Source organism: Helicobacter cappadocius, from assembly GCF_030688855.1.
In the GTDB taxonomy this organism is placed as follows: Bacteria; Campylobacterota; Campylobacteria; order Campylobacterales; family Helicobacteraceae; genus Helicobacter_J; species Helicobacter_J cappadocius.
This window is the reverse complement of the sequence record NZ_JAUYZK010000001.1, coordinates 1-15,167: the sequence shown is the minus strand read 5'-3', so window position 1 is coordinate 15,167 and position 15,167 is coordinate 1. Positions and strand designations below refer to the sequence as shown.

At 33.0% G+C, this 15,167-nt stretch carries 16 protein-coding genes; 15 read left to right on the top strand and 1 reads right to left on the bottom strand.

Features of this window, described 5'->3' with window-relative positions:
- Positions 1 to 2: 2 nt before the first annotated feature.
- The gene (gene nusA, locus Q5I06_RS00080) at positions 3 to 1,139 is read right to left on the bottom strand and encodes a transcription termination factor NusA (protein WP_305516162.1); all 1,137 of its coding nucleotides are present in this window, start codon (positions 1,137 to 1,139) and stop codon (positions 3 to 5) included.
- Between the two features lie 209 nt (positions 1,140 to 1,348).
- Here nusA and Q5I06_RS00075 point away from each other — a divergent pair, with 209 nt between their 5' ends.
- From Q5I06_RS00075 to Q5I06_RS00005, 15 genes are all read left to right on the top strand, one after another.
- On the top strand, positions 1,349 to 1,591 hold the full coding sequence (locus tag Q5I06_RS00075) for an HP0268 family nuclease (protein ID WP_305516161.1): 243 nt from the start codon (positions 1,349 to 1,351) through the stop codon (positions 1,589 to 1,591).
- Positions 1,592 to 1,601: 10 nt separating this feature from the next.
- Complete coding sequence (miaB, locus tag Q5I06_RS00070; RefSeq protein WP_305516160.1) at positions 1,602 to 2,909, top strand: tRNA (N6-isopentenyl adenosine(37)-C2)-methylthiotransferase MiaB; 1,308 nt, start codon at positions 1,602 to 1,604, stop codon at positions 2,907 to 2,909.
- Entirely contained in the window at positions 2,906 to 3,532 is a 627-nt protein-coding gene (locus tag Q5I06_RS00065) for a lysophospholipid acyltransferase family protein (protein WP_305516159.1), read from the top strand. Before miaB ends, Q5I06_RS00065 begins: the two co-directional genes overlap by 4 nt.
- Before the next feature lie 52 nt (positions 3,533 to 3,584).
- Complete coding sequence (locus Q5I06_RS00060) at positions 3,585 to 4,607, top strand: hypothetical protein (protein WP_305516158.1); 1,023 nt, start codon at positions 3,585 to 3,587, stop codon at positions 4,605 to 4,607.
- The gene (locus Q5I06_RS00055; RefSeq protein ID WP_305516157.1) at positions 4,604 to 5,146 is read left to right on the top strand and encodes a hypothetical protein; all 543 of its coding nucleotides are present in this window, start codon (positions 4,604 to 4,606) and stop codon (positions 5,144 to 5,146) included. The genes Q5I06_RS00060 and Q5I06_RS00055 overlap by 4 nt, the downstream gene beginning before the upstream one ends.
- Positions 5,143 to 5,733, top strand: a complete 591-nt coding sequence (locus Q5I06_RS00050; protein WP_305516156.1) for a hypothetical protein — start codon at positions 5,143 to 5,145, stop codon at positions 5,731 to 5,733. Before Q5I06_RS00055 ends, Q5I06_RS00050 begins: the two co-directional genes overlap by 4 nt.
- Before the next feature lie 129 nt (positions 5,734 to 5,862).
- Complete coding sequence (locus Q5I06_RS00045) at positions 5,863 to 7,272, top strand: major outer membrane protein (RefSeq protein WP_305516155.1); 1,410 nt, start codon at positions 5,863 to 5,865, stop codon at positions 7,270 to 7,272.
- Positions 7,273 to 7,444: 172 nt separating this feature from the next.
- Complete coding sequence (locus tag Q5I06_RS00040) at positions 7,445 to 8,872, top strand: OprD family porin (protein ID WP_305516154.1); 1,428 nt, start codon at positions 7,445 to 7,447, stop codon at positions 8,870 to 8,872.
- Positions 8,873 to 8,958: 86 nt separating this feature from the next.
- A complete protein-coding gene (locus tag Q5I06_RS00035; RefSeq protein WP_305516153.1) occupies positions 8,959 to 9,345 on the top strand; it encodes a YkgJ family cysteine cluster protein in 387 nt (128 codons plus the stop codon).
- Positions 9,327 to 10,598 carry a tetratricopeptide repeat protein gene (locus Q5I06_RS00030; protein WP_305516152.1) on the top strand — a complete coding sequence of 424 codons (1,272 nt, stop codon included), beginning with the start codon at positions 9,327 to 9,329 and terminating at the stop codon, positions 10,596 to 10,598. Before Q5I06_RS00035 ends, Q5I06_RS00030 begins: the two co-directional genes overlap by 19 nt.
- The gene (locus Q5I06_RS00025; RefSeq protein ID WP_305516151.1) at positions 10,598 to 11,269 is read left to right on the top strand and encodes a beta/alpha barrel domain-containing protein; all 672 of its coding nucleotides are present in this window, start codon (positions 10,598 to 10,600) and stop codon (positions 11,267 to 11,269) included. The genes Q5I06_RS00030 and Q5I06_RS00025 overlap by 1 nt, the downstream gene beginning before the upstream one ends.
- A 68-nt stretch (positions 11,270 to 11,337) precedes the next feature.
- On the top strand, positions 11,338 to 11,589 hold the full coding sequence (locus Q5I06_RS00020; protein ID WP_305516150.1) for a YfhL family 4Fe-4S dicluster ferredoxin: 252 nt from the start codon (positions 11,338 to 11,340) through the stop codon (positions 11,587 to 11,589).
- The gene (locus Q5I06_RS00015; protein WP_305516149.1) at positions 11,590 to 13,065 is read left to right on the top strand and encodes a Ppx/GppA phosphatase family protein; all 1,476 of its coding nucleotides are present in this window, start codon (positions 11,590 to 11,592) and stop codon (positions 13,063 to 13,065) included.
- Positions 13,066 to 14,109 carry a lipopolysaccharide heptosyltransferase I gene (gene waaC / locus Q5I06_RS00010; protein WP_305516148.1) on the top strand — a complete coding sequence of 348 codons (1,044 nt, stop codon included), beginning with the start codon at positions 13,066 to 13,068 and terminating at the stop codon, positions 14,107 to 14,109.
- Positions 14,106 to 15,014, top strand: coding sequence for a lipid A biosynthesis lauroyl acyltransferase (locus Q5I06_RS00005; protein ID WP_305516147.1), 909 nt, complete (start codon positions 14,106 to 14,108; stop codon positions 15,012 to 15,014). The genes waaC and Q5I06_RS00005 overlap by 4 nt, the downstream gene beginning before the upstream one ends.
- Positions 15,015 to 15,167: the final 153 nt, after the last annotated feature.

Below are 15,167 nucleotides of genomic sequence, written 5' to 3'. Positions count from 1 at the left end.
AATCAATCTTTAAATAATGACTGAAGAGCATCAACTCCGACTTTTGAAATATTTGATTCGGGATTTTCTATATCTTGTTTCTCAGACGCAATTTCAACAAGCTGTATTTCGTGTTCGGTAAGCATAGAAGCTAAGCGAATATTAATCCCACCTTTTCCAATAGCCTTGCTTTTTTGATCGCTCATAAGCGTTATGATTGCTTTTGGTGGAAGATTTTCGTCTTCAGGTGGTTGTATTTTGATGCTAATGATATTAGCTGGAGATATGGCCTTAGAGATAAAAATTTCAGGTACTTCAGAATACTCAATACAATCTATATTTTCTCCATGTAGCTCCCTGCTAACAGCGTTGATACGAACCCCTTTGACTCCCACGCTAGATCCGATAGGGTCGATTTTTGGATTATTGGAATACACTGCAATTTTTGCACGTTCTCCGGGTATTCGAGCACTTTTTGCTATCACAACTTCACCATCTTTTATTTCTGGAACTTCAAGCTTAAGAAGTTCTTCAAGCATTTTTGGAGTTGTGCGTGAAAGTTCTAAATGAATACCATCTCTATCTATTCCAACATGCTTAAGAATACAAGAAACAGTGTTGCCCACGACAAATTTTTCTCCTTTGATACGATTTTTAATGGGTAGAATACCTCTTATTTCGTCAATTTCGATGAATGTATTTTGATTTTCATCAACTCTTACAACGACTCCTGTAATGATTTTTCCTACATTGGATTTGAATTTTTCAAAGAGTTGATTTTCGATAGTTCGTTGAATATTGAATTCTAGATCTTTAAACAATAGATTCACAGCATTCCTGCTCATATCTTCAAGACTGAGTTCATATTTTACTTCATCCCCAATATTTACATCTTGAGACATTTCTCTAGCTTTAGAAATGGGCATAAATTTGTGAGGATTTTCACTTGCTATAATATCATCATCTTCGCACACACTAAGAGTTTGGATAAGTTTAAATGTTCTGTCTTTTTGATTTTCTTCCACAGAGTATTCAATATTCTCATCAATCTCTTTTTTTGCCATTTTGATGATAGAGTCTTTTACAACTTGAGAGACTGTTGAGACTTGCAAACCTTTTTCATAAGCAATGAGTTCTATGATATCTAATATTTTTTCCATTTAGTTCCTTTGGATTATCCCGAAATTTGCTTGATTTTGAAGATTAACGAAGCAGGGAGGTTTTTCGATGTTAATATCGAAGGGGTTAGAAGGTATTATAACAGAATTTTATTCAAAATGTTTTTAATGTGAACGCGATATCAAACTTTTTATAAGGCAAATATGGTTAGAATACGATTTAAAAATATTTTAAATATGGAGTTATGCTGATGGAATTGATACTTGCAAAAACAAACATCGAGGAAAAAGCCCAGAAGATTACTTTGGAAGATCTTGCACAAAAACTTGATTCAAATCACAATCAGATATTCTATTTTGATAGGGCAAATAATCACAAAGATCTTTTAAAAGCAACTAGTTTTTTTCAGTCTAAGGGCAGAAATGCTTATCTTTCAGAAGTTAAATTTGGACTTGATGAAAAAGATTACATCTATGAGTTGCATATTGTATAAGTGAGTTTGAATGAAACTATATATAGAAACTTTGGGATGTGCTATGAATATGCGTGATAGTGAGCATATGATAGCAGAGCTTAATTCTAAAGAAGGCTATGACCTAACAGACGAGCCCCAAGAAGCTGATTTAATACTCATTAACACTTGCAGCGTGAGAGAAAAACCCGAACGCAAACTTTTCTCTGAAATAGGACAGTTTGCCAAAATCAAAAAACCCGGTGCAAAAATTGGTATTTGTGGTTGTACTGCAAGTCATATGGGCGAAGAAATCATAAAAAAAGCCCCAAGCGTTAATTTTGTGCTAGGAGCACGGAATATTTCAAAGATTTCTGAAGTGATCCATAAGAATAAAGCTGTCGAGGTTGGGATCGATTATGATGATAGTACTTATGTTTTTGACACATCAAGAAATACTGGCGTGAAAGCTTTGTTAAATATCTCCATAGGTTGTGATAAAAAATGTGCTTATTGCATTGTTCCTCATACTAGAGGAAGAGAGATATCAATTCCTTCAGATATGATTGTTTCTGAAGCAAAAAAACTTGCACAAAGTGGCGTTAAAGAGCTAATGCTTCTGGGGCAAAATGTCAATAATTATGGTGCTCGCTTTTCTGTGCAACACAAGATAATTAATTTTGCAGGACTACTTAGGGAAATAAGCAATATCGACGGAATAGAGAGGATTCGTTTTACCTCTCCTCATCCCCTTCATATGGATGATGAGTTTTTGGAAGAGTTTGCTCGTAACCCTAAAGTATGCAAATCTATTCATATGCCACTACAAAGCGGATCTAGTAATATTTTAAAAAAAATGAGACGAGGATATACAAAAGAATGGTATATCAATCGTGTTCAAAAACTCCAATCGCTTCTACCTAATGTTGGGATTGGAACTGATATTATTGTCGGGTTTCCCGGAGAAAGTGATGAAGATTTTGAACATACAATGGATGTTCTTAGAAAGGTTGAATTTGACACTTTGTACAGTTTTGTATATTCTCCACGTCCGCATACTGAATCTTATCTTTGGGGAGATGAAGAAAAAGTCCCTCAAGAAATCGCATCTGCTAGACTTGCCAAGCTTCAGAGTACACATAGGGAAATTTTAAGCACAAAAGCAAAAAAAGAAATAGGCAAGAGGCACCAAGTTTTGATTGAAAATATCAAAGAGACAGAAGGTAGCTTTTCTGAAGGTAGAAGCGATAATGGAAAGGTGATTAAAATTCCTGATGAGGTATTTAAAATAGGTGATATTGTTAGTGTAGAAGTTATCCATAGTGAGGGTGGAAGCCTAATAGGAAAGCATATTAGATGAACCTAAAAAAATTCAAACAAAAAATCATTCTAGCAGTCTTGCCTCCTCTAGCTTGGCTAATGATATGGTTGTTGTATTTGAGTTGCCGGAATAGATTCCATCTTTATGAAGGGCTTAAAGAATCAAACTTTATCTCAAGTTTTTGGCACGGGGATTTTTTGATGCTTCCTTTTGCTTATATTAAGTCCAAAAACAAACCCAAAATTTGTGTTATTTCTAGTAATCACTTTGATGGTGAATTGATGGTGAAGCTCTATAGATTTTTTGGGTTTCATACCATAAGGGGTTCCACGAACAAGGGCGGAGCAAGAGTTTTGGTAGAATCTTTTCGTCGTCTGAAAGATGGGTGGGATATGGGTATCACCCCTGATGGACCTAGGGGACCTTATCATCATATTGCTGATGGGGTGGTTGCTATGGCTCAAAAAACAGGTGTAGGCATAAGTGTTACTAAACCCGTTTTTAGCAGTTATTATGAGCTTTCTACTTGGGATAAGTTTAAAATTCCAAAACCATTTTCTACGATAGATTATTATATGTTAGAACCTTTTTTTATTCCTAAAGATATGGATATGGAAGAGGCAAAAAAATTGGTATATGAACGAATGGAAGAATCTTTATGACAAAATGTTTCATTTTTGGTAGAATTATTCAAAATGAAACGATAGGTTTATAATGGCTATTTTTAATTTCTCCAAATTCGTCAGAAGATTTTTTTCAAATGTATTCATTGGTATCAATATTGATGGAAGGGTTTGTTCTGTAAAAATTATACGAATCAAAGATGAAAAGATATTGGAAAATATTGCTAGAGAATTTAAAACTATCAATAATGAAATCCCAATAGAGGTTATCAAGCTCATTCGCAATTACCAGAAAAAATACTCTTTTTGTTATGTCGGAGCTATGTCAAAAAGCTACAATCAAGGCATACTTAGAATAAAAGATAAAAAAGAAGATTATTCTAAATATGGGATCAATCCAAAAGAATGTAAAATGCTTGATTTTAAAACATGGAAGACTTATATAAAAAATACTGAAATAAATGAAAATATAGAAAGATTTTCCAAAATTAACGGCATTGATTATTTATTCTCGCCCTTTGTAGTTATCTTTAGAAAAATAAAAAATCAGCTTGATGGCAAAACAAGACTCTACATTCTTCAAGAAAGAAGCAGCATTTCTTTACTTGTGGCTGATAATGCGGAGATTTATTTTGGTGGGTATTTTATGGTAGAAGGAGAAATGGAGGATGTGAATATGCAGGATCCACATACAGAAGATTTCTTCGATATTATTGTGCCAGAAGACGAAAAAGATAGCAATGAAGAGGATATTGAAGATGAAATTGGAGATTTAGAAGATCTAGATTCTGATTTTTTTATCGATAAGCTCAATGAAAAACTTTTGATAGACAACCAAGAAGAAAATCTCACAAAAGGGAAGGTTGATGATATCTACAAGATATCTGTTGTTACAAGCATTATTCAAAACTCTTTAATGGAATTTTATTCAAACGATTTATACGATAGTAAGTTCATTGAAGAATTTGTTATTTTAGATGCATATGGAATGAGCGATGGAGCGTTAAACTATCTGAAAGATAAGATGATGATTCAGACACAAAAAATATCTTTTTCTATAGTTGATGAACTTGTAGAGCTTTCTAAGATTGAATTTAAGAGGACAGAAAAGTGAATTTAAGTTTCATTGCATCCAAGCCTAAGTATATTTTTGCAAAAATTACTAAAATATGGTTTTTTTATATCATTCTTTCTTTGGTGATTTTATTTGGCTTCATGTCACTTTTGAAATACCAGATTTTTCTTTCGAAAGCACGGGTAAATGACTATCAAGAAAAACAAGCTTTTTATCATACCCAGATTGGGAAGATTGATGCTTATGAAGAACGTATTCTTTTAGAATCTGAACTTGCCAAAGATAGAGCGGTTCATAACTTAATGATACGAGATGCAGTAGTGAATTTATTTAATATTATTCCCGATCAGATTACTATCAGTTATATTGAAATTGGCAATGATTCATTGAGTATGAAAGGATCAACACCTTCAAAGGAAGTTTTCAATTTCCTGCTTCAAGATCCTCTAAAAGCAATTTTTGGAAAGAGTTCAGTGACTTTTTTTGCCTTATCAAGTGGTTGGTATAACTTTGTTTCTCTTAGCAAATCTAAAACTTCCATCATAGAATCTCCTAAGCCAAAGGAAACTCAAAGATGAAATCAAACAACAAAAAAATCAAGAGAAGAGATTTTTTTTATATCGAGGTGGATGCTGATCTCGTCATAAGAAATATGATTTTTTTTGTGGTATTTTGCATTCTTATCGGGATGAGTATGAATTATGCTTTATGGCCAATGATTGTGGCTTATAAAGAACAACATATTGATGAAAAAAAAGCGAAAATAGTATTCAACCAGGTAGAAAAAGATCTCAACACAGCTCAAGCATCTTTGAAGAAAACAAAAACCAAAAACCAAAAATTTTTAGATGCGATGAATTATTCCTCAAGTACGGATAAGTTATCGAAATTTTTGGAAAAGTATTTCAAAAATATGGAAATCATCAAAAAAAGTAGTGAAAATGATTCAGAAAAACAGCTCAAAAAAGAAATCTATTTTATTAGTGGTGAGATAACAGATGTGCAGACGATGAATAGATTATTAGGAGATTTTAAAAATACTCCAATGAGCATAGAAATTTTATTACCTGTCGTTATTAGAAAAGCAGAAGAAAAAAACAAACTCATTTTAGAATTTTATATTAGCATAGAAAAAAGTACTTATATACCAGAAATATCACTCTAGTTTTAGTAAAAAAATTACAAAATAATAACAAATAGTAAATAAAATTCAGAATATTCAAAGTGAGTTCTTTATAGTATTTTTACAAGCAATAGATTTATTTTATTGCTAAGAAAGAATTTAAGGGAATAAATGAAGAAAATTTCAATAACTATTTTTGGTCTTGGTCTTGGTTTGAGTGTGCTTCAGGGCTCATCTTTGAAAGAAGCTTTGGAGAATGCAGACATTAAAGGTTTTGCTTTTGGACGTTATACAATGATGGGTGGAAATGATGGGGCTGGACAACGTTATCAGTTCCGCACAAAAGTTGATCTTATTTCTGGAGAGATTAATGGATATTCTCTCACAGGAGGTATCTTTTTTTCTCAAGGTTCTGGAACTCCTGATAGTGGCAATAATACCGATAATGATATACAAGGAAGTAGAGGTGTAAGAACCGATATGAGTGGTTCAGATGTATTTAATATCAATAATCTCTATATCAATAAAAAATTTTCTATCACAAAAACCAGTGTTCAGCTTGGACAAATGGATATTGTTAGTCCTTTTACAGATAAAAGTGTGGATAGAGGTATTGGTGCTTTTGTGCAAAATTCAGATATCAAAGGATTAAAATTCTCTCTTTCAGGTTACGATACATGGATGACCGATGATATTTATGTGGCCGCACAAGCAAGTAAAATAAAAAATGACTCTAAAAAAGGTGCAGGTATAGGAAACAATCTTTTTATAGCAGGGGTTGATGGAAATTATGATTTAGATGAAGGATCTTTGCATCATTTGAATTTTAAACTTTATGATTTATGGGCACACCATCTTATTGACTATATGATATTTGGTGAATTGGGATATAAATATACTTTTGCTGAGCATGTATATGTCAAATTTATGGGACAGATAGCTGCAAGTGGTGTGAATAAAGTTGCAGGTTTTCAATCTAAGAGCCTTTATTTGAGTGGCTATTTTGATAATAAAGTAAGTGCAGAATCTCTTCCTTCTAAACCTGCACAGGAATTAGCAAATAATAGAGGGCTTTATAATCTTCAAGCAAGTATGGAAATTCATAAATTTTACTTAGAGGTTGGATTTGCTGGGAGCTTTGGAGATGGATATGGAGCATTGTTAGATAATGTTGGAGGATTTAATACAGCAGGAAAGGTTTGGAATGGATCACAAGGTCATGGTGCAGATGGATTTGGTTTTTTGGGTAGTGGAGCTACTAAGAATACCTCTATAAATGCCCTTTATGCACAGATGGATTACAAAATAGGGTCTTTTATACTTTCTATAGATGGTGCGTGGATTAGTGGAAAAAATAATTATCCACTATTATCTTCTGGTTCACACACTCTAGGCAGAGATTATAGAGGAAAGGTAGCAGGCTATCCAGACAAAAGAACAATGGATGCTTCTTTTGTCGAGATTACTCCTAGTATTGCCTATAAGGTTGGCAAAAAAATAACAGCACAGATTTATTACGGAAGTGTTTTTGGCGATATATCTTTAAATAGAACAAGGCTACAGATTACTTATAATTTTTAGGAGTTTTGTATAAATGCCAAAAATTTTTCTTTGTGATGTTCTTGAATTTTTTGTAGGAAACAGGTTTTTAAACAACTTTTTTAACAAAGAGATTCTAAATAGTTTTTAAGTTTGTAAGGTTATAATAAATTCGTATTAACGATTTATTAACAAAAAATTGAGGAGTTTAGGAATGAAAATATTAAAAATCGCTTCTTTATTCTGCTTGAGTGCAGCGATTTTGAGTGCTAGTTCACTTAAAGATGCTATAGAAAATGCGACTTTAGATGGTTGGATTAGAGGAAAATATTTTTACAGTGATGGTAGAGATGGTTCAGGTCAAGGCTATCAGATGTTTTTCTTGCCAACCGTTCATTCAGGGGAGGTTGATGGATATAGTCTATCTGTTGGGGTGTTTGCAGCTTATGGTCCAGGTGTTCCTGATGCGGTAACATCTGATAATTCTATTGGTGGTTCTAGAGCCCCTAGAATTGATCAAAGTTCTGCTCCAGATGTATTTAACATCAGCAATCTTTATATCAATAAGAACTTTGAATCTACAAAAACTACGATTAGATTGGGTCAGATGAATATTGTTTCAGCACTCAATGCAGGAACATCTTATGGAGATAGAGGACTTGGAGGCATGATTACCAACGAAGATATTCCAGGTATCAAACTTTATATCTCTGCTTATGATAGCTGGATGACAGATAATATTATGTTGATGATGAATCAAGCTTTTACTTACGGTATTGGTAACAATATTGTTATTATGGGTGTTGAGAGCAATAAAGACTTGCCGGTAAAAGGATTAGGGTTCAAGCTTTATTATAGTTGGGCTCAACAGTTGTATAACTTGATGATGTTTGGAGATATTCATTATAAATATGAATTTGAAAATGGTCTCAGTATAGGGGTATTGGGTCAGGTCGCTGGAACAGTGATGAATGATGGCGCAAGGTTTCATACGAAAGAAGGATCTAATTTAGAAAGATATTTTTCTGATTTAAATGATCCTACTTTAAATTATGGTGGCGTGGCAAAAACTAGGGGTATCTATAACTTGCAGGCTAATCTAAAGTTTGCAGGATACACTACCAAGTTAGGCTATATTGGAAGCTTTGGTCAAGGTTATGGAACGATGCTAGATAGTAAAGGTGCCTTTGATGTGGGTGGTCAGCTTTGGAATGGTATCATTGCAGGGGGCATTATGGGATTTGGTTGGACAGGAGCAGGGGCTGTTAAGAATACTAATTTAAAAGCAGTTTATTTTACTCATAAATACCAACTCCACAATGGTCTTGGATTTGGCCTTGATCTAGTATGGGTAGGAGGAAATAATAGATTTCCTTATATGAAAAAAGGCTCTAAGAGAATCGGTGATAATGGACGTAATCGAGGACCTGTAATACCAGCTAGAGCAGGTGGAAAGGATTCTGATTATGGAAAATATGTCCGTGGCAAGGGAAATCTCACAGCAGATTCTGAAATCGTAGAAATTTCTCCTCAAATCAGTTATAAGTTCACCAAAGACTTGAGCGGTTCAGTTGTATACTCTCAACTTGTTGGAGATATGTTGATGGCTAGGACTGTGGTCACTTTGAAATATAACTTTTAATCATAGCTTCATATTCTTCTTTAATAAGCCCTTTTTAGGGCTTTCTTTTATATAATGTTTTTGTATGTGTAAATAAAGGGCTTTAGATGGCATTTGATTTTAGTTTTGATGGGAGTGAATGTGTTACCTGCGGGGGAAAATGTTGCACGGGCGAGAGTGGATATATTTTTGTCAATATAGATGAAATGCTAAAAATCAGCGATTTTTTGAATATTTCGTTTGATAAATTCACACAAACTTATGTTAAAAAGGTAGGGTACAGATTTTCATTTCTGGAGAAAAAAAGCACAGATGGAAATGCCTGTGTTTTTTTTGATGATGAGACCAAAAAATGTTTGATTTATGAAGTTCGACCTAAACAATGTATAGATTTTCCATTTTGGGAGGGATACAAAAGGGAAAACATCGATGAAAAAACTTTAAAAGAATTGTATGAATTGTGCAAAGGGGTAAAATGCTTAAAAAAATTTTAGCACTCGGTTTTTATTTGTCTATGAGTATTTGTGTCAGTGCAAATGCTTTTTCGGAAGATTCTTATCTGATGATGAGTTCAGATGCTTTCAATAGAGGAGATTTTGCAGCTGCAAAAGATGGTTATCTCACACTCTATCAGCAAACAAAAAATATCTCGTATGCTAAAGAGGCTGCTATTTCTGCTGCAAATATGGGGGATTTACAAACAGCTGCAAAATTAGCTTTGCTTTATCAAAATACCACTAAAAATACGAATGATTTGCCTACTAATAAAATCTTGGTAGATACTTATATGAAAATGGGAGATACGAAAAAAGCTATTTCATTACTAGAAAACATAAAAAAACAGGAAGATTCCTTGCCTGTAAATAATGTCTTAGGTACATTGTATTTGAGTGAAAAGAATTTTGATAAGGCATTTTCACTTTTGGATAATTATTATAATCAAACCCATGATGAGGAGGCATTGGGTAAATTATTAATGATTTATTTTACCAAAAATAACCCTACTGCTGCACTTAATTTACTTAAATCTCATTTGCAAAAATATGGCTGCACCGATCAGCTGTGTCAAAAAAGCATTGATATATTTGCTCGTCTAAATGACATAGCAGATGCTGAAAAAATATTTCAAAAAATCTACGAAAATTCTCCAACTGTAGAGAATGCAAGATATCTTATTTGGATATTGGCTTCTCAAAAAAAATATAAACAAGCACAGGATATTGCACAAAAATTTCCACTCAATAGGCATCTTTTGTTAGAATTATATGTAGTGCAGAAAAATTTTAGTGCTGCTTCAAAACAAGCAGGACTTATTTATCAGGAAAAAGAAAATCCAAAATATCTCGCACTTGAAGCTATCTATTTATTTCAATCGCTCAAGAATCCCAAAATTAATCAGATAAAAACTATTGCGGAAAAACTAGAAAAGTCTATCAAGGAACGAAAAAAAGAAATTATTTCTTTCAAAGAGAATCTAAATTCTCAAGACGCATTTTTTTATAATTTTTTAGGTTATATGCTTATAGATTATGATGTTGATATTAAAAAAGGAATTGAATATGTAAAAATGGCTTTAGATATTGATCCAAGTTCAATTTCTTATGTGGATTCACTTGCTTGGGGGTATTATAAATTAGGCAAATGTGCTGAAGCCAAAAAGATTTTTGCAACCATACCTGATGATCAAATACAAGCTGAGCCTGAATTGAAGTCTCATTTTGAAAGCATTGGGGCTTGTCAGAAGTAATGCAGTACTCTCAAAAGAGTTTTGAAAATCTCAAAAAGAGTCTTAAAAATAGAGAAGAATTTCTGCCATTCGATTTTCTTGGGAGGAGTTTGTCGTATAATCCCTATATGCCTCGAGCTTTAATAGAAGATTTTAAAAGAGATGGAAAAATCGCAAAAAAATGTTTTGCTCTTCCAGCTTTTGGATATGACAACCTTGCTTTTGCTGCAAGTTTGAATTCAGAAGTTATAAGAGTAGATTTTAGTTCTTTATATGAAGATAATATCTTGGGGGCAGATGCTTTTGATTGTCTAACACAGCTGAGAAGGTATTCTGAAAAAATCATCATTCATAATGATATTTTTCTCAATCAATATCAGGTATTGGAGTCCTGTATCTATGGTAGTGATTGTGTTGTATTTGATGCAGGGATTTTGGCTAAAGAACTAAGCAAAATGTGTGAATTTGCAACGAGATTAGGACTAGTGCCTATCGTCAAAATTTCTTCTTTAAGAGATATCAAAATGGCTATTTTTGCAAGAGCACAAATCCTTTATATAGCACAAGATTTTTCAAATCTGATCGCCTCTATTCCTAACTCCAAGATTGTTTTATGTGATTTGTCCGCTGAGGTGAGCGAATTAGATGAAAAAAATTCTTATGGAGTGGATATGTTTTTTGTTTCTGTATAGACTTAAATAAATGTTAAGAATATTTTGGTTAAAAGATGAATCGCAAAAATCTTATTGGAGTTTGAAAGATGTCCTTACTAATAAATGATGAATGTATCGCTTGTGATGCTTGTAGAGAAGAGTGTCCTAATGAGGCTATTGATGAGGGAGATCCTATTTATATGATTGACCCAGATAAATGTACAGAGTGCGTGGGCTATGATGATGAACCAAATTGTGTTGGTGTGTGTCCTGTAGATGCAATTATCCCCGATCCAGATAATGTCGAAAGTTTTGAAGAATTGAAATATAAATATGAACAATTTCAAAAGAGTGAATAAATGGCAAAGGTAACTACCGTTATTGATATTGGATCTAATTCCGCGAGAATGGCAATTTTTCGCAAAACTAGTCGATTTGGTTTTTATCTTTTATGTGAGATAAAATCTAAAGTTAGAATATCAGAAGGTAGTTATCAATTTGGCGGAGTATTGCAAGAAAAAGCCATGCAAAGGGCTTTGAGTGCTTTGATAGAATTTAAAAGTATCTCTGCAAAATATGGTAGCAAAAAGCTTTTTTGTGTAGCTACAAGTGCAATTAGAGATGCTCCTAATGCAAAAGATTTTTTAAGACGAGTAAAAGAAGCTTGTGGTATTGATATTAAAGTTATCGATGGTAAAAAAGAAGCTTTTTATGGAGGCATTGCTTGTGCAAATCTTTCTCACAAAAAAGATGGAATTACTATTGATATTGGTGGAGGAAGCACCGAATGTGCATTTATCAAAGAAGGAAAAATTCTTGATTTGATTTCTCTCAATATTGGTACAATAAGACTAAAAGAGCTTTTTTTTGATAAAAATCAAGATTTGAATATTGCTAAAGAGTTTATCAAAAAAGAGCTCGAAAAACTGCCGCAATCATATAAGCATTCCAATGTATTTGGAGTTGGAGGAACGATTCGAGCTATTTCAAAGATGATTATGAGAAATACTAAATACCCTATTGATGTTTTGCATGGCTATGAGGTTGATGTAAGAAAACATCTTCCATTTATAGAAAAAATATACACAATCAAAGAAGATAAACTTTCCACTATCGGAGTCACAGAGGATAGAAAGGACAATATTCAAAGTGGGGCATTGATACTCGCTATGTTGTTAAAAAAATTTGAAGCTCAAAATATCACTACTAGTGGCGTAGGGGTTAGAGAGGGAGTTTTTTTAAGTGATTTATTGCGTAATCAAAAATATTCTTTTCCTAACAATCTCAACCCATCTTTGATCGCACTCAAAGATAGATTTTTGCCTCATCCAAAGCATGGAGAAAATGTTAGAAATGAGTGTTTGAAGATTTTTGATGCACTCAAGCCATTGCATAAAATTGATGAAAAATACAAGTTTCATTTGTCTTGTGCAGGGATGTTTTCGAGTATTGGCAGAATTTTAAGTTTTTATGATGGACATGAACACAGTGCATATTTTTTGCTTCATGCACTTGATTATGGATTTTCTCACCAAGACAAGGCAATCATTTGCCTTTTAGCACAATTTAGTAACAAAAAAATTCCAAAAGATATTTCTATTGCACATATCAGTGATATTATGCCTCCTATCTTGACCTTGCAATGGCTTAGCTTTGTTTTAGGTATGGCAGAGGCAATGTCTGTGATTATACCTTCTATGGACACCTCTTACTCTTATGAAAAAGGTGTATTGAAAGTAAAATCTGATAAACAGCTTTATCTATCTGCAGAAATTGTCCAAAAACTTGTTAAACCCGCAAATTTTGATATAGAATTTTATAATAAAGGCACTTGATTGAAAGTTGGTATTATTAGGCTTTCTGCACTAGGCGACATTATTATGAGTGTAGTTTTTTTGCCATATTTGAAAAAAATCTATCCTGATATAGAACTACATTGGTTTGTTGATGAGAGGTTTTCGCAAATCTTAGAATATTCTCCTTGTATTGATAAACTCCATAAGCTTCCTCTTAAAGAAGTTTTTAGATCTTTAAATCCCTATCGGTTTTATAAGCTATACAAAACATTAAAATCTTATGGAGAATACGATTTAATTATTGATATGCAGGGACTTTTAAAGTCTTCAGCTGTAGGAAAAATAATCAAGAAGAAAAGATTTGTAGGTTTTGATAAAAATTCTATTAGAGAAAAAGTAGCAGCCTATTTTTATGACGAGGGAGTTGAGATTGCCTACAAGAGGAATGTTTTAGAACGAAATGCTAAACTCTTATTTTGGGCAGTGGGGGGATTTGATGTTGTGCTAGAGGGTGAAATAGATGAACACTGGATTGAAAAGATCTCTGAAAATAGATTCCAAGCTTTTGGGTTTAGTCAAAATTCCGAATCAAAAATAGAGTCTTTGAAAATTTTTGACAATAGCAAGAAAACCATTTTATTTATTTTAGAAGCTTCTATAGAGTCTAAAACCTATCCTATAGAACAATATGTGGAGTTGGCAAGATTGCTCAAAAACGAAAATGTTAAAATTATCCTTCCGTGGAAAGGAAATCCCCAAAAGGCACAAAAAATATTTGCACAAATTCACACTTTTATAGACACTGTGGTTTTGCCAGAACTCACACAAGATGAACTTAAGGCATTGATTTCAAAAGTGGATTTAGTTATTGGTGGAGATACAGGCGTTACCCATCTTGGATGGGCTATGGGCAGATCTTCGATTACCCTTTATGGCAACACTCCTATTGAAAGATTGCGGGTGACTGGGGAAAGGAATATTTCATTGAGTGGCAATCTTAATGCTGAATGTGATAAAAATGATTTTTCCATTCGAAATATCTCTCCAAAAGAAATATTTGAATCTATAGGAAAGATACTTTGAATATATTGACAAAGTTGCTTGAACTGATTGTAAATTTTTTTGGTTTTGTATTAGCGAAAATTCCTCATAAATGTTTTTTGGGAGTGGTTGATTTTATTGCTTGGGTTATGAGGAGTATTGACAAGAGGCGATTTAAAGATGCGATGACAAATTTAAACATTGTATATGGAGAGAGAATAAACCAAAAAGAGAAAAAAGCCATTATTAAGAGATGTTATAGGAATTTTTCATTTATTTTGTTAGAAGGTATTCGTGTCGTGTATTTATCTAGGGAGAAGTATAAAAACAAATTTGAAATCATTGATGAGCATTATATATTGGATTCTTTAGCAAAAGATGGAAGTGCGGTTTTTATGGGAGGGCATTTTGGATATTGGGAAGCGATGGCAACGATACTTCCTGAGCGGTATAAACAATGCGATTTAGCATCTTTGGGCAGACTTACAAATTATAAAGCTATTAATAAGCTTATCATTAGTCGCAGAGAATATTGGGGCGTTAGACTCATTGATAAGAAAGGAGCTTTTAAGCATTTACTCAAAATGTATGCTAAAGGTAATGCTTTAGCTGGGATTTTAGTCGATCAGCATATGTCTGCAAATGAAGGAATAGCAGTTAATTTTTTTGGCAAAGAAGTTACTCATACACCTATCGCATCAATACTATCAAGACGATTTAATGTGAATATTGTTCCTGTGTTTATTGATTTTAACGAAGATTATTCAAAATTTCAGATTAGATTTTATCCTCCTATTAGATCAAATAATACAGAAGATTATGAATCGGATATATATGAAGCCACCCAATCTCAGGCTAAACTAACTGAGCAAGTTATTTCTTCTAATCCTTCTAGTTGGTTTTGGTTTCACAAACGATGGAAGGCAAAATATTCTCATTTGTATTAGTTTAACCAAATCTGATGGTTTGTAGATATTTTAAATATCTAAAATTTTGAAAATGAACAAATATCAAAACAAAAGTATTCCCCTAAACCTTATTTATTTTTCTCCATTTCTATCCAAAGCTTCTAATTTCCTAAGCCAATATTAAGCTATATG